This is a genomic window from Vibrio sp. OPT46, from assembly GCF_015163535.1.
Lineage (GTDB): Bacteria > Pseudomonadota > Gammaproteobacteria > Enterobacterales > Vibrionaceae > Vibrio > Vibrio alginolyticus.
The window spans coordinates 81013-94745 of record NZ_JADDYG010000898.1 but is presented as its reverse complement, the minus strand read 5'-3'; the positions used below and the strand labels follow the sequence as shown (position 1 = coordinate 94745).

Below are 13733 nucleotides of genomic sequence, written 5' to 3'. Positions count from 1 at the left end.
GCTTTGCCCGTTGTTGGGTCGTAGCTATTTAATACCTCTTCAATTACTTTGCCGTCATCTTCGGTCTCACAAATGGAGGCTTCTGGCTTGATGCCACAAAGTTTACCCACGGTGTCGGTGATATCGACTCGCTTGTCAGCGTCTTCATCCACGGTTGCAATATCAAATGCTGGCAAGATATGTAGCGTTGTTAGGCCAGCATCTTTTAAAGCTTGTAAGTGAGATACAGACTCACGCTCAGGTTCTGTAAGCGCCAGATATTTGCCATCAAGACTTGGTGTGCCTTTGCTGTCGTTAAAGCTGAAATCACGAATGTGTGACTCGTAAAGGACGTGGTCTTCGTCTTTTTTAACCGTTGGGCGTGCGTAGTTTTTCCAATCTTGAGGCATTAAGCTTGGATCATCTAAATCAACCACTTGCGAGTATCGTGAGTTCTTAGACAAGCTCATTGAATATGGGTCTGTTACCAAACGCGTTTCAACGACGCCAGTTGTTGGGTGGTATACTTTAACTTGGTAGCGATAGTATTTGTTGACAACGTTGCTTTGTGCCTCAGAAACCCAGATACCTGTTGCTGGGTCTTCCGTCATGGCAACGGTCGCTTCTTCTGCTAAGTTTTCATCGTAGATTATCAGATCAACATCTTGGGCAGTTGGTGCCCATAGTTTGAAGGTTGCGGCACCGCCTTCCACAATCGCACCGAGTTCTTGACCGATCGCGTTACCTGCCTTGGAATCGGCAAACACCGCATCCAAAACGCCCGGCTTTTGCATTTCAGTTGCAGAAATGACGTCACCATTTGCGTTGTAAGCCACCATAACAATTTGTGACTTCAGGATCGTACGCAAGGTCGCGTCATCGACATCGATACCCGCAGCTTGAAGGCTAGCAAGGTGACGGAAGCGTGATTTCAGACCATCAGACAACTCACCAGCTTTTGTCAGCTCAACGGCTGTACCGCCAGAGATTTGCTTGTCTTCATCCATTTTGATGTCATTGCTAAGGCTGTAGAACAGCTTCATGGAATCCGCACTGGTCGCCGCTTCCCATGCGATGGTGTTGGCGTCTAACCAATGGGCTTTTTGACCATCAATATCAACAGGGCGCTCTTCTATTGGCTCGTAGTAAAGTTCACTGCTGCCGTGGAAGCCAAACAAACCTTTCGATTCGCCGATTTTCGTCAACTCTACTTTTGAGTTTGCGCTGCCGAACGCTTTCTCATCACCTTTGTGCAGAATGAAGTTCATGCATTCGTGTGGGTCAGAGGCGTCAGGGTTTATTTTCAGTACGTAGTAAGCACCGTAGGTGTCGTTGATGCCATCGAATGGGTGTGGCGCAGACCAATCCGTTCCTGTTCCCGGAATGCCCATTGCGTCTAAATCTGTGCTGGTACAGCCCTCACCGTTCCATAGGTGCAAGCCCCAACCTTCGTAGTCGCTTGCTGTTGAAGCTGATGCTACATCACGTTTGTAATAAATGACGACTTCGTTCTCTCCCGCAGGGTACAAGCCTGAGCCAGGGTTCGTCGTATCTTCGTTCGTGCTATCACTACCACAACCGCTGATTACCGCGACGGAAATCAAAGGCAGTACGGTTTTGGCAATTGTTGATAATTTAAATGTCTTATTGTCCACGTTTACAAATCCATTGTTATTGAATTGATATTGAGCTGCGCGCTGCCTTCGCTGACTCAATCATCAAGAAGGTTTTGCACACGCTAGAAAGGCAGATGCCAAAAAAGGAAATGTTCAATTAGATGCTAATACACTGAATCATCAGCAAAATGTGAGAGCAGGCTGTTAAGTTTTTTACAGGTGCAAATTTTCTGTCACAGTCGATTTTGTTCACAAATTAAATAATAAAACAGGCGCATAGTGAGAGGTTCTGCACATCATTAAAATGTGAATTTTTATGGGAGGAGTAAGGGGGGATGATAGGGGATGAGAATGTCTCAGCCCCAAAACCGTGATTAAGTTCTATAAAAATGAGGGCTATATTTTTCTTTTAAAAATAAGTTGCAGTGATGTTGAATAAAATACCGCCATTAAGTCTTCGCAAGCTTCAGATTTTCGCTAAGTGGTCGTTATATAATGAAGGTAGTCGGCGTTATGTCGGCGCGTAATCATAAGATTTCCCTGAAAGGGAGTTAAATTGGGCCCTGAAACCAAAAGAGGCTATTTATGAGTAGTATGGGCATTGCCATTGCGGCAACTGGCCTTTCACTCGTCCTGATATTTGTGTGGATGATCTCGTTGTCGATGCGGAAACAGAGACTCGAGGCAGAGAGGAAAGCTCGCGAAGCCGCTTATCGAAAGGCGATGCATAAAGCGCGAGAGCAAGAGCGTAAAGAGCGAGAGTTCAAAGCAGAAACCGGGCATATCCCCACCATTTTATTTCTAGCGAAAGAAGCCGAAAAGGACAACATTCGTCAAGCGCTGTATTGGTATGATAAAGCCGCTAAATTGGACAATGTGACGGGGATGTACGGCATTGTTCGCTTAAGTGAACGCATGCGCGAAGATGTGATTTTAAAAGAGCAGGCAAACTTCTGGCGTACCGCAATTGCGGGAATGGAAGGGGATACCGAAGCGAAATTTTCGACGGGCAAGGCCTTGGTCTTTGGTCGAGGAACTGAAAAAAATATCCCAAAAGGTAACCAACTGATTGAAACTGCCGCCGAAGAAGGCTGCATTGATGCCATGATTTATATGGGGGAATGGCAGCTTTCACCAGACAATAGTGCAGGACGCAGTGCAGATGCGCTTTACTGGTTTATGAAAGCGGCGGAAAAAGACAGTGCAGATGGCAAGATCCAAGTCGGCTTATGTTACCTAAATGGCATTGGTACAGAAAAAAGCATGGTTAAAGGTTGCTACTGGCTGGAACGGGCCGCGGAAGGTGGCAGTGCTAAAGCGATGTATCATGCTGGCGAAGCGTGGAAGGATAAAGGTAAAACGGGTAATGCAATTGCTTACGTTTGGCTGTTTCTTGCTGCCAATATGGGCTACCAACCTGCGCGTACGTTACGTGATGAAGTGGCAACCAATATTGGTGTTGATGTTGTCGTTGGATTGCAGTCCATAGCGAAGCCGTTGCAAAGAAAGCTGGCCTCAGGAATGGTGAGAAAGCACTCTATTATTCGAGCCCTTAACAAAGTGTACAAACGCGAAGCGTATTTTCCTGCGGAAGAGGAGCTCAATGCGGTGTTGAATGACGAGAGTAAAGAAGCCTCCGAGGCTTGGGAGGAGGCATCAACACTAGATTTTCAGCCTAACATGACAACGGTAACAGCAGAAGGTCAGGTAAGCACATCGCCCAACGAAAAAAAACTTTCTAAAGAGGCGCTCGATTTCACTCAAAACTTCCTTCAACCATAACCTATCTTATCCAAAAGCCTCAAGATTGAGGCTTTTCTTTTGTCTTTAAAATGTTACGCCAAATCCAAGTCAGCTTAATGTATTTGAGGCTAGACATCCAATGACGTGAAAACTCATTTTCGACATTTGGAGGACGAAAGATGATAAGTCAACCTGTTAAAATCGGTGACGACACCGCCGTAGTCATTCCAAGCGTAATCCTAGCTCAGCTCGGGATAAGGGAAGGAGATACCCTAGAAATCGCACTGAATAAAGACAAAATGGAAATTAAGAAGATGGTGTTGAAAACCAGCGCGCCAACTTACTCTGAAGATATTGAGGAGAATTGAGTTAGAGAATCTTGGTTTGTCGGATACACTACTGGTTTCGCAAAACTGGCGCTTGCCGCTGTCTTTGAACTATCGATAACTACAATAAGAGGTAAGGTACTATGCAAGGTATCCTCTCTATACAATCTCATGTTTCTTTTGGTCATGCTGGTAACAGCAGTGCTGTTTTCCCAATGCAACGCATGGGTTTCGAAGTATGGCCGATTCATACCGTTCAATTTTCTAACCACACGCAGTATCAAGAAGGCTGGACTGGGCGAGCGTTTGCGGCTGAAGACATCAGCGAGTTAGTTCGTGGACTTGGTAACATCGGCGCGCTGGAAAAGTGCCAAGCGGTATTGACGGGCTACCAAGGTAGCGCAGAGCAGTGCCTTGCTGTTGAAGATACCGTGACGAAAGTGAAGCAAGCGAACCCGAACGCACTTTACGTTTGCGACCCTGTGATGGGCGCGCCAGACAAAGGCTGCATTGTGGCTCCGGGCATTGCTGAAAATCTTCTAACGCGTTTGATGCCAAAGGCGGACGTGATCGTTCCGAACCAATTCGAGCTAAGTCAATTTGCTGAGATGGAAATCCACTCATTAGACGATGCGATCACCGCATGCCAACGTGCGCTAGAGAAAGGTCCAAAAGTGGTGCTAGTTAAGCACCTTTACTGCCTAGAAAATGGCAGCTTCAACATGCTATTGGCTACGCAAGAAGGCATTTACCTTGCGAAGCGTCCTCAATTTGAGTTTGCTAAACAACCTGTTGGCGTGGGCGATCTTATTTCAGCTATCTTTACCGCGGGACTCTTAAAAGGCTGGTCTCCTAAACAAGCTTTCCAACATTGTCACGACGCGTGTTACGGGGTGTTGAGTGCAACGTACCATGCGGGTGAGTGGGAACTGCAAACTATTGCTGCGCAGCAAGAGTTTGTTGAACCAAGCAAACACTTCCTGATTGAAGAAGTGGCTTTGGTCACCGCGTAATTGAGCGCAATTAAACAAAAAAGGGGAGCCATCATCGGCTCCCCTTTCTATTTGTTCTGTCAGTCTTACTGAGCTTTTTGCTGCTCTGATTTACAAACTGCTGCCGTAAAGACAACGTCTGTTGAGCTGTTTAGCGCAGTTTCTGCAGAGTCTTGAATCACACCGATAATGAAGCCAACCGCTACAACCTGCATTGCTACGTCGTTTGAGATACCAAACAGGCCACACGCAAGTGGGATAAGTAGTAGAGAGCCACCTGCAACACCTGATGCGCCACATGCAGAAACCGCAGCCACAATACTGAGCAGTAGCGCAGTCAGTAGATCAACTTCGATACCCATAGTGTGCACAGCTGCAAGCGTTAGTGTTGTGATAGTGATTGCAGCACCAGCCATGTTGATGGTCGCACCTAGAGGAATAGATACTGAGTATGTATCCTCGTCCAGTTTTAGCTTCTCACATAGTGCCATGTTTACTGGAATATTCGCTGCACTTGAACGAGTGAAGAACGCTGTTACACCACTTTCACGTAGACAACGGAATACAAGTGGGTAAGGGTTTTGTTTGGTTTTAACGAACACGATCGCCGGGTTTACAACGAGTGCGATGATCATCATTGCGCCAAGAAGAACCGCCAGAAGGTGTGCGTAGCTTGCTAGCGCGCTAAAGCCTGTTGTCGCAAACGTTGAAGCAACCAAGCCAAAGATACCAAATGGTGCAAGACGAATGATAAAGCGCACAATGTGAGACACGCTGTGGCTTAGATCTTCAAATACGGCCTTCGTTGTTGCCGATGCGTGGTGTAGTGCAAGACCCAGACCCACACCCCAAGCAAGAATGCCGATGTAGTTTGCTTCTACTAGTGCATTTACTGGGTTGTCGACCAGTTTAAACAACAATGTGCGTAGAATTTCAGCAATACCTTGAGGAGGCGTTGCACCTTCAGCGCCGGTGACAAGCGTTAAATTGGTCGGGAAAAGGAAGCTTAGAACCACTGCTGATAGCGCCGCGAAGAATGTACCCATCAGGTACAGTACAACGATTGGGCGCATGTAAGTGTGTTGGTTTTTCTTTTGGTTTGCAATTGAAGCGGCAACCAAAATAAACACAAGAATTGGCGCGATCGCTTTAAGCGCACCGACAAAAAGGCTACCAATTAATCCCGCCCTTTCGGCATGGCTTGGAGAAATTGTCGCGAGCAAAATACCAAAGACGATACCGACAAGGATCTGGACGACGAGGTTACCACGAGCATATCGGGCAACGAGGCTGTTGTGTTGCATACATCATTCCTGCAATTTTATGCCAGAGTGGCAGGGCAATAGTCCATCATTACACGGCGATAATGCCCTTATATTACAAGGGGTGAGCATTGCTTCTGGTCACTAAGACACATGATTATCAATTATCCTGTTTTTATAAATTCAGCCATTTTCTTGCTGAATATCACATATCTTAGCTTGGTAATATTTTGTGTCTAGTTTTAGTTTGTTTTTGGATTAAATGTTTGCTCAATGTTATTTAAATAAGATTTTTATGTTGAAAATTATCATTAGTTATGAGTAATGGTTTTTAATAAAGTTGTTAAAAAGGAGACTTTCGTCTCCTTTGATTTTATTGACAACTCAAACGCAACAAATTAATAACTTTGTTGGCGCCTGCGCTTATCATTCATGGCATTGCGAGCAAGTTTACCGAATTGTCGACTTTGTGCTCGTTGCTCTGCCAAAGTCGCGCCGTTAAAGGCTTGTTCTCGCGTTAGTTTTTGATAGTTATTGAAACGACGAACCTCAAGTGTGCCATTTGCAATCGCAGTTTGAACTGCGCAGCCTGGCTCAGTTTGGTGCTTACAATTGCCAAAGCGACAACGCTGAGCGAGCGCCTCAATGTCAGAAAATGCCTCACTGACCCCCGATTCACAATCTGCTAGTTGAAGCTCGCGCATTCCCGGAGTATCAATCAAGATGCCGCCATCAGGTAATAGATGGATAGAGCGCGATGTAGTTGTATGTCGCCCTTTGCTATCGTCTTCACGAATATGCCCAGTTGCCTGTTCTTGTTGCCCGAGTAATGCATTAACAAGAGTTGATTTGCCAACGCCTGAAGAACCGATAAAAGCGAGGGTTTGTCCTTCTTTGCACCAGGTCATGAGTTTAGAAGCACTCTCTATTTCTAAGCCGTTGACTGTCTCTATAGCTAATAGAGGGTCGAGCTTCTGTACTTGGCTTTTTAGTTCATCAGTATTGTCACACAAATCGGCTTTGGAAAGCACGATGACGGGTTCGACTTCGGCTTCATGAGCCAAGGCAAGATAACGTTCAATACGACTTAAATTGAAGTCGTCGTTAAGGGAACAGACGATAAACACTGTATCCACATTGGCTGCGATAAGTTGCTCTGCCACTTTGCTGCCAGCGGCTTTGCGGCTAAAGAGGCTCAAGCGATCCAGTAAGCGAACAAATTGCTGATCTTCATTTAAGATTACCCAGTCTCCGACGGTCATATTGGGTAAAGAATGGTGGGCATTAAGATGAACTTGCCCAGTTTCTGTTGCCAATAAATAACCACTTCGGTGATGCGCAATTACACGAGCAAAGATAGTGTTGTCGTAATCGTCTAATGTCAGTTGTTGCTGAAAAAATGGTTTCCAACCCAATTGTTTTAGAGGGTTTGAAGTTGAAACTAATGTGTCACAAAAAGTATGTGTTTGATTCATTATTGAATTATCCCAGACGCAACAAAGCGCCTTAATACAAATCGCATTAGGGTCTAATTCGGATAGAGTTGACCCCGGTGAAGACCGGGCAGAGAAGGGGAGTTGTGGCTATGCCACAGAGTTGGTGCTGTTAGGGTTACCCTTGCGATGCCCAGTTAGTGTTATTCAATACAATCATCTTGTGTCCTCTTCGTTGGTTAATAAATAAGTGAGTTAATTAAGCCAAAAGAGTATAGCCGCCGTTTTTTAAAGAGGGTAGCTATACTGCAAAAATATTAACTTTGTTTTGTGATGCGCTCTTCCATAATTTGCGAATACGTGTTGGCTTTTAAGCCGTATATGATTTGGACATGACGATCATCCAATATCACGACGCCATGCGCGTCATGATTTTTGAGTGCGTTCTTATCGATGACGGACGTCGCTCTGAGGGTAAGACGCAGCCGAGTCGCACATGCACCAGTTTCTAGCAGGTTCTCTATGCCCCCAATGGCGTCAATGATCGTATCGACGTCTTGTTCGACATTGGGGTTGGTATGAGTTAGGAAATTGAAAAATTGCTTCAGCACTGACTTAACCGTCATTTGAAGAGCCTTCGGTCGTTAGTTTTGAAATGGCTTCAACAATCGGTGCCGGCGAGAGCGTATGCGGTACTTTAGTGATTAACGTGCCATCCGGCTTCAAGAAGTAAAAGTAAGAGCTATGATCCAGCGTGTACTTTAGTTCCGAGCCTTCCAATTCTGTCTTGCGGAAAATGACACCATAGTTGTGTGCCAAAGGTGTCGTTACATCAAGTGGTGCCGATAGGCCTTCAATCATTGGATGGAAGTAATGGGCATATTTTGCTGATGCATCGGCCTCATCACGCTCTGGGTCTAAAGAAATGAACATCGGGCGTAGTTGTGCTTTTTGCGCGTCATCAATTTGATTCAGTGCTCCTGCCAACATTGCAAGAGAAGTTGGGCAAACGTCTGGGCAGCGAGTAAAGCCAAAATAGACGACTCGGATGCGAGGGTCATTCACATCGAAGATATTGACGGCTTGGTTATTTTCCCCAAACAATACCGTTTGTTGAGAGGTGGAACTGTCCACTTGCTCTGGCTTCGTTTTCTGATTATCTAAATAGCTCTTTACGCCAAACCCGAGTGCGAAAGCAGCTACGAGAAATAGGGACCAATTGCGGCTCATAACGATTCCTTATCTTTGCATTTTTATAGCAGGGTAAACGGTACTCTCTCCATCACTGAGTTCACCAACCCAAGTCATTGCATCCTCCGTGCAAACCGGGAGAATGATGTCACCTTGATATTGGCCAGGAGCGATTTGCTTCAGCAAAAACTTAGGCTCACCCATCTCCATTTCTCTTCCTGAAAGACTTAGGATGAGTTGCTTAGCATCGCTTGTATGCCACTCAACATTTAGAGTGGTAGGAACCAAGGGTTGAGCAGTTTCTGAGTTTAGCGTCATCGTAACATTTTCTTGGACGCAAGAGGTTGTAGAGAGAAAGCAGTATTCATCTATTGACTTGCTTTGAGTGGAAGAAGAAAAGCTTTTTATTAGAGTCGGGGCATAAAATCCCGCAACTAATGCGGCTGAAACAGCGGCGATTTGTAACAGTTTCATTAAGGTTCAGCATTTATCACTTAACATTACGAGCATCGTAGCACAGATGCGCCGCTCGCCAACTCGTGACCTCGGTAAATTGTGCGTTATACCTCGGTGACCAGCTTCCTTATAACGCGACGGACTTTATTGCATCAAATACAGCAGAGTTTTCAATTGAGATGTTTTGCCCTTAGCCAATAAATAAAAACGGAGCCAATTGGCTCCGTTTTTATTTGGTTCAGTATGTGTTTGATACCAAAGTTATTTATCTGAGTCTGCGAATTTCTCTAGACCTAAAACCAGAGCAATGGCTGCAAGCATCATCACGACAGCAAGTACTAACTGAGAAGGTTGTGATGTCACGTGTTCAAATTCAAATGGTGATAGGTTGTGCTGTAGCAATGGCACTTGTTCGCCCTTCGAATTGGTGCGCCAAGTGATGGTTTCTTTCCATGGCCAAATCTTTGGCAACGTACCAATCATTAATCCAGTCAAAAACATCAGGGTGAAATCACGGAACTTGCGTAGTAACCACGACAATAAGTGAGAGAAGGACAGTAAACCGATCACGCAGCCAGACAAAAATAGCGCTAATGTATCGACTTGAAAACCTTTCACTGCGGCTAATACAGGAGCATACATGCCAATCAGCAGCAAAATAAAACTGCCAGAGATACCCGGCAAGATCATCGCACAAATCGCGATAGCTCCAGCGAATAAGGTATTAATGGCCGTTGGTTCCATGTGTAAAGGTTTGAGCACAGTAATACTATAAGCAAACCCGACACCAACGAGCAGAATGACAAAGCGGACAAGATCGCGTTGCTCAACCTGACGAATAATGTGATACACAGAGACTAAAATCAGACCAAAGAAAAATGACCAAAGTGGGATCGGGTGTGTGTCAAGAAGCCAAGTAATCAACTTTGCTAGCGTTGCAATACTGGTGAAAATGCCGGCAAACAGAGCGATAAGGAAGAATCCGTTGATGTGATTAAACGCGGCTTTAACCCCTTCTTTTCGCCAGATAGAGAAAAGTGAGGGGTTAATGCGTCGAATGCTTTCAAGCAGCGTATCGTAAATACCAGTGATAAACGCGATGGTGCCGCCAGATACACCAGGTACAACATCTGCTGCACCCATGGCGATTCCCTTGAAGAAAGTAATTAAGTAGTTCATTGCTCTAATGCTAAGTCGTTTCGATGGCAGAGAGTATACAAACATTGCGATGAAAAAAGTATGAAATAGTGCTGTAACTACTTGGTTTTATATCCAATCTATTGCCTATCTTTATTACCCGCCAAGAGACAATGCCGCCGTAACGAGCTTTTAATGCTTGGTTTACATTTTTGAGATGATTAACTCTACTATCAATTATCAATCTTGGTTGCATTATGCAATTGCAATTTGCATTATAAAATTGCATTTTGATAATTTGCGCGTGAATAAATCCAGCTTATATGAGATCTTGTGCCCAAAAATAAGTCTTTGCATTTTGGCATGATTAATGCATAATACTGCTCGACCCTTCTTAAGCCGAGGGTCACCTAGCCAACTGACGTTGTTAGTGAATACAATTTGTTCACACTAAATATAAGCCAATCGCGATTATTGCGGTTGGCTATTTTTTTATATGAACAACGTTACTTACGTGCTTTGCAAATTGCACTTCTCTTACTGTCAGTCATAAAAAAGGGCTGACGTGTTACGCCAACCCTTGTGTTTTACTTTACGTTTTAACCCGTTTATCGAGCAGTTCAGTATCCCATCAACTGCAGCAAATTTTCAGCTGTCACAATGGCTTCTTTACGATTAGCAATATTAAGCTTTTGGTACAGGTTGCGAATGTGGGTTTTAATTGTCGTACCTGCCACATCCAGCTCTTGTGCGATTTGCTCGTTACTAAAGCCTGAATAAATCAGTCCCAGAACCTGCCATTCGCGTTGTGTTAATGGGCTGGTACGTACTAGCTCTGGCACATTAGGGTGATTCACCAACTTTTCAATAAAGTCTTCATCAAAGTGAATCGACCGGCTACGTTGATTCGATGAAATGTCCTTCATTAACTGTTGAGCACGGTGACGCTCAAGATCGCCCAGTTCATGGCGGAGGCTCAACTTCTCCAGCAGACCGCCAATGGTTGCACCATCAATCAGGAAGTTTCCGACCATGCCAGTTTGGTTCGTCATTACTAATGCTTCTTTTAACAGAGCCTTGGCTTGCTCCTCATCTTTTTGGCGAGCAGAAAGGACCGCTTCAACCACTAAGTTGCGATTAGTATCTGTGATTAGGTTAGTGCGACGAGCTTCACCTTGGAGGAAATCTAACGCAGCACGAGCGTCGGTATATTGGCCTAAGTTAATGTGGGCGCGGGCAATGTTACGCCATTGCAATTGAGAAAAGTGGTTGCATGCCGATTCAGGACGAACCGCAGTGTTGAGCCATTCTTGCATTGCATCGGTATTCCCGCGCGCTTGCCAAAATAGAATCAACGATAGTGAAGCGTTTGCAGTCCAATCTACGTGATAAGTCGACTGTTTCATCAAGTGCTGTATATGCTCAATGAATTTACCAGCTTTGTCTAATTCACCGCGTCCAATCGCAATACGCGCCAACATCGAATAGCTATGTAAGTGCTTGCTTGGTGAATGGTTTTCGAGAATTTGCAGACCTTTGTACGCGCATTCTTCCGCTTCATCAAGTCGGTTCCAGCACCAAAGTACTTGCGCGCGAATACGCAGCAAAAATTCATGAAGAGGAACATGCTGAAGCTGCTGATCTTCAATCAGACGGAATGCGGAATCTTGTAGTTCAAAGGCCGCTTGCACGTAACCTTGTGCAATTAAAATCTCGCTTTGCTGCAATATTGCCCATAACGCTTGGTGATATACCTGATACTGACGAGCTAGCTTTTCAGTTTGTTGCATCATCGGCAAAGCACGGTCTAGTTTACCTAGCACGTGGTTAACTTCACCAACAACCGAAGTCGCCACAATTCGGCTACGGTAAATAGTGTTATCAAGTTGGCTAAGCGCTAGCTCCGCTAATTCGAGAGCTTTTTCTGGTTGGTTACTGTTGATAGCCACTTGAGCAAGCAACGCGTTTGCTTGACCTTGATAATGAATATCTAACGCAATGTTACGCTTTTTGTGTTCCTCTTCCGCTTCTTCAAGCAGGTGGCCCACTTGGTTATAACGATGCTGACTTTGAGCCAACCATGCTCGGAGCATCGTAAGTTTTGGGTGGCTGAACAACAGATCATCGTCCAACTTGTTAATTGAGCTTTCCAGTGTGCTGAGTTCGCCTTGGTTAAACATCTTCCAGCCGAATTCGTTTAGGATCTCTACCACTAAGTCCTTATCATTCGATTTTTGTGCATGATGAATCGCTTGGTGTGGTGCTTTTTGTTGTAACCAAGCGATAGCAGCATTGCGGTGGAGATCTTTTTCTTGCTGAGGAATACGAGCTTGGCGCTCATGAGACAAAAACTCGCCAAATAAGTTATGGAACCGGAACCAGTTCTGTTCCCCTTCGAGCGGATAAATGAATAAGCCGTAACGGTTAAGCGATTCAATCATTCCCAGTGCATCTTCGCGTTGGGTAAGGGCAAACACTAGCTCATCATTGAAGTGGTCAAGCACGGATACTTGCATTAAAAAGTGACGAGTTTCGTGATCGAGTAAGTCAAACACTTCTTCGACCAAGTAATCCCACAAGTGCGCGTGATTGAACTGCGATACCGACTCTACAGTTTGTGCCAATGTGCGGTTTTGATGTTGGGCTTGTAATGCGATCAACTGCATCGCCGATGGCCAACCTTCAACATAGGTTCTTAGGCTGTTCGCCATGTCTTCATCAATACCATCGGCGATACGCTGGTTAAAGAAGCGAGTGGTTTCTTCGGTATCAAACGCCAACATCTCGTTGCCGATTTCGATCATTAAATCACGAACACGTAAGTTTGCAGTGCCCAGAGGCGGCGCTGCACGACTGGTTACCACAACGGTGAGGTTGTCTGGCATGTGCTTTAAAAAGAAACGCATGGATTCATGGATTTCATCATTCGTGATTAAATGGTAGTCATCAAGCACCACGTAGCACTCTTGATGAAAGTCAGCCATTTCAGCGAATACTTCGCTAAATAGGGAGCGTAAAGACGAGATCTGACGTTTTTCCGCCAGTTTTTGTGCGTTAGCGCAACTGAAGTTGGTGGCTTTGTTTAATGCTTGAAGCAGATAGTTTACAAAGCGAAAGCCGTCGTTATCGCTGTCATCAATGCTGTACCAACCGACGTTTGGCTTATCGGATAGCCACTGCGCTGCCATTGTTGTTTTTCCGTAACCTGCTGGGGATCGGAATAAAACCAATTTGTAGTAAGGCGCTTGCTGTAGTAAGTCCAACACTCGTGGGCGCACGATGGCATTGTGCAGGCGTCCTGGTCGAGTAAGCTTAGATGGAATCCACATTAGTAGTTATGTCCTTATTTATGTATACCCAAATGACAGCAACGTGATCATTCTTGTAAAGCCCCCTTGAAAGCCGTCTTACTGAATGATGTCATCAGCATCAAAAACACCGTTTGAATGCCGGATGATGTCGCTACTGTTGGGGCTTGCGTCCGTCTGAAAAACCATTCCATACGGTCACTTAGATATAAAAGCTAGCGAAAACTAGAAATAACTCACATCGCCTAATTCTAGTTTGTATAAAAAGCGTACAATCCTGTGAGCTGAGT

Annotated in this window: 11 protein-coding genes; 3 read left to right on the top strand and 8 right to left on the bottom strand. The window is 45.0% G+C overall.

The window, feature by feature from the left end; translation table 11 throughout:
* A partial coding sequence (locus IQR33_RS31850) for a pullulanase-associated domain-containing protein (protein WP_322631817.1) occupies window positions 1–1634 on the bottom strand: 1634 nt, incomplete at its 3' end.
* 546 nt (window positions 1635–2180) lie between these two features.
* Here IQR33_RS31850 and IQR33_RS31845 point away from each other — a divergent pair.
* The 3 genes from IQR33_RS31845 (at window position 2181) to pdxY (ending at window position 4677) form a co-directional block, all read left to right on the top strand.
* Complete coding sequence (locus IQR33_RS31845) at window positions 2181–3377, top strand: tetratricopeptide repeat protein (RefSeq protein ID WP_193844323.1); 1197 nt, start codon at window positions 2181–2183, stop codon at window positions 3375–3377.
* Between the two features lie 140 nt (window positions 3378–3517).
* The gene (locus tag IQR33_RS31840) at window positions 3518–3706 is read left to right on the top strand and encodes an AbrB/MazE/SpoVT family DNA-binding domain-containing protein (RefSeq protein ID WP_017634469.1); all 189 of its coding nucleotides are present in this window, start codon (window positions 3518–3520) and stop codon (window positions 3704–3706) included.
* A 101-nt stretch (window positions 3707–3807) separates the two neighbouring features.
* On the top strand, window positions 3808–4677 hold the full coding sequence (gene pdxY, locus IQR33_RS31835; RefSeq protein ID WP_053350188.1) for a pyridoxal kinase PdxY: 870 nt from the start codon (window positions 3808–3810) through the stop codon (window positions 4675–4677).
* 65 nt (window positions 4678–4742) lie between these two features.
* Here the strand turns inward: pdxY and sstT are convergent, their stop codons facing one another.
* From sstT to malT, 7 genes are all read right to left on the bottom strand, one after another.
* Window positions 4743–5960, bottom strand: coding sequence for a serine/threonine transporter SstT (sstT, locus tag IQR33_RS31830; RefSeq protein WP_193837788.1), 1218 nt, complete (start codon window positions 5958–5960; stop codon window positions 4743–4745).
* Window positions 5961–6316: 356 nt separating this feature from the next.
* Window positions 6317–7393 carry a ribosome small subunit-dependent GTPase A gene (gene rsgA / locus IQR33_RS31825; protein WP_047102410.1) on the bottom strand — a complete coding sequence of 359 codons (1077 nt, stop codon included), beginning with the start codon at window positions 7391–7393 and terminating at the stop codon, window positions 6317–6319.
* Window positions 7394–7668: 275 nt separating this feature from the next.
* On the bottom strand, window positions 7669–7977 hold the full coding sequence (locus IQR33_RS31820; RefSeq protein ID WP_053350190.1) for a PTS transporter subunit EIIB: 309 nt from the start codon (window positions 7975–7977) through the stop codon (window positions 7669–7671).
* Window positions 7967–8581, bottom strand: a complete 615-nt coding sequence (locus IQR33_RS31815) for an SCO family protein (protein WP_042522188.1) — start codon at window positions 8579–8581, stop codon at window positions 7967–7969. Before IQR33_RS31815 ends, IQR33_RS31820 begins: the two co-directional genes overlap by 11 nt.
* Window positions 8582–8590: 9 nt before the next feature.
* Window positions 8591–9016 carry a hypothetical protein gene (locus tag IQR33_RS31810; protein WP_031778871.1) on the bottom strand — a complete coding sequence of 142 codons (426 nt, stop codon included), beginning with the start codon at window positions 9014–9016 and terminating at the stop codon, window positions 8591–8593.
* Window positions 9017–9259: 243 nt separating this feature from the next.
* Window positions 9260–10177, bottom strand: a complete 918-nt coding sequence (locus tag IQR33_RS31805; RefSeq protein ID WP_031778872.1) for a DUF368 domain-containing protein — start codon at window positions 10175–10177, stop codon at window positions 9260–9262.
* 578 nt (window positions 10178–10755) lie between these two features.
* Window positions 10756–13464, bottom strand: coding sequence for an HTH-type transcriptional regulator MalT (gene malT, locus IQR33_RS31800; protein ID WP_005374834.1), 2709 nt, complete (start codon window positions 13462–13464; stop codon window positions 10756–10758).
* Window positions 13465–13733 lie beyond the last annotated feature (269 nt).

Coding starts and splice junctions, on each gene's coding strand:
- IQR33_RS31845 (WP_193844323.1), top strand. CDS start 2,181: ATGAGTAGTATGGGCATTGCCATTGCGGCAACTGGCCTTTCACTCGTC.
- IQR33_RS31840 (WP_017634469.1), top strand. CDS start 3,518: ATGATAAGTCAACCTGTTAAAATCGGTGACGACACCGCCGTAGTCATT.
- pdxY (WP_053350188.1), top strand. CDS start 3,808: ATGCAAGGTATCCTCTCTATACAATCTCATGTTTCTTTTGGTCATGCT.
- sstT (WP_193837788.1), bottom strand. CDS start 5,960: ATGCAACACAACAGCCTCGTTGCCCGATATGCTCGTGGTAACCTCGTC.
- rsgA (WP_047102410.1), bottom strand. CDS start 7,393: ATGAATCAAACACATACTTTTTGTGACACATTAGTTTCAACTTCAAAC.
- IQR33_RS31820 (WP_053350190.1), bottom strand. CDS start 7,977: ATGACGGTTAAGTCAGTGCTGAAGCAATTTTTCAATTTCCTAACTCAT.
- IQR33_RS31815 (WP_042522188.1), bottom strand. CDS start 8,581: ATGAGCCGCAATTGGTCCCTATTTCTCGTAGCTGCTTTCGCACTCGGG.
- IQR33_RS31810 (WP_031778871.1), bottom strand. CDS start 9,016: ATGAAACTGTTACAAATCGCCGCTGTTTCAGCCGCATTAGTTGCGGGA.
- IQR33_RS31805 (WP_031778872.1), bottom strand. CDS start 10,177: ATGAACTACTTAATTACTTTCTTCAAGGGAATCGCCATGGGTGCAGCA.
- malT (WP_005374834.1), bottom strand. CDS start 13,464: ATGTGGATTCCATCTAAGCTTACTCGACCAGGACGCCTGCACAATGCC.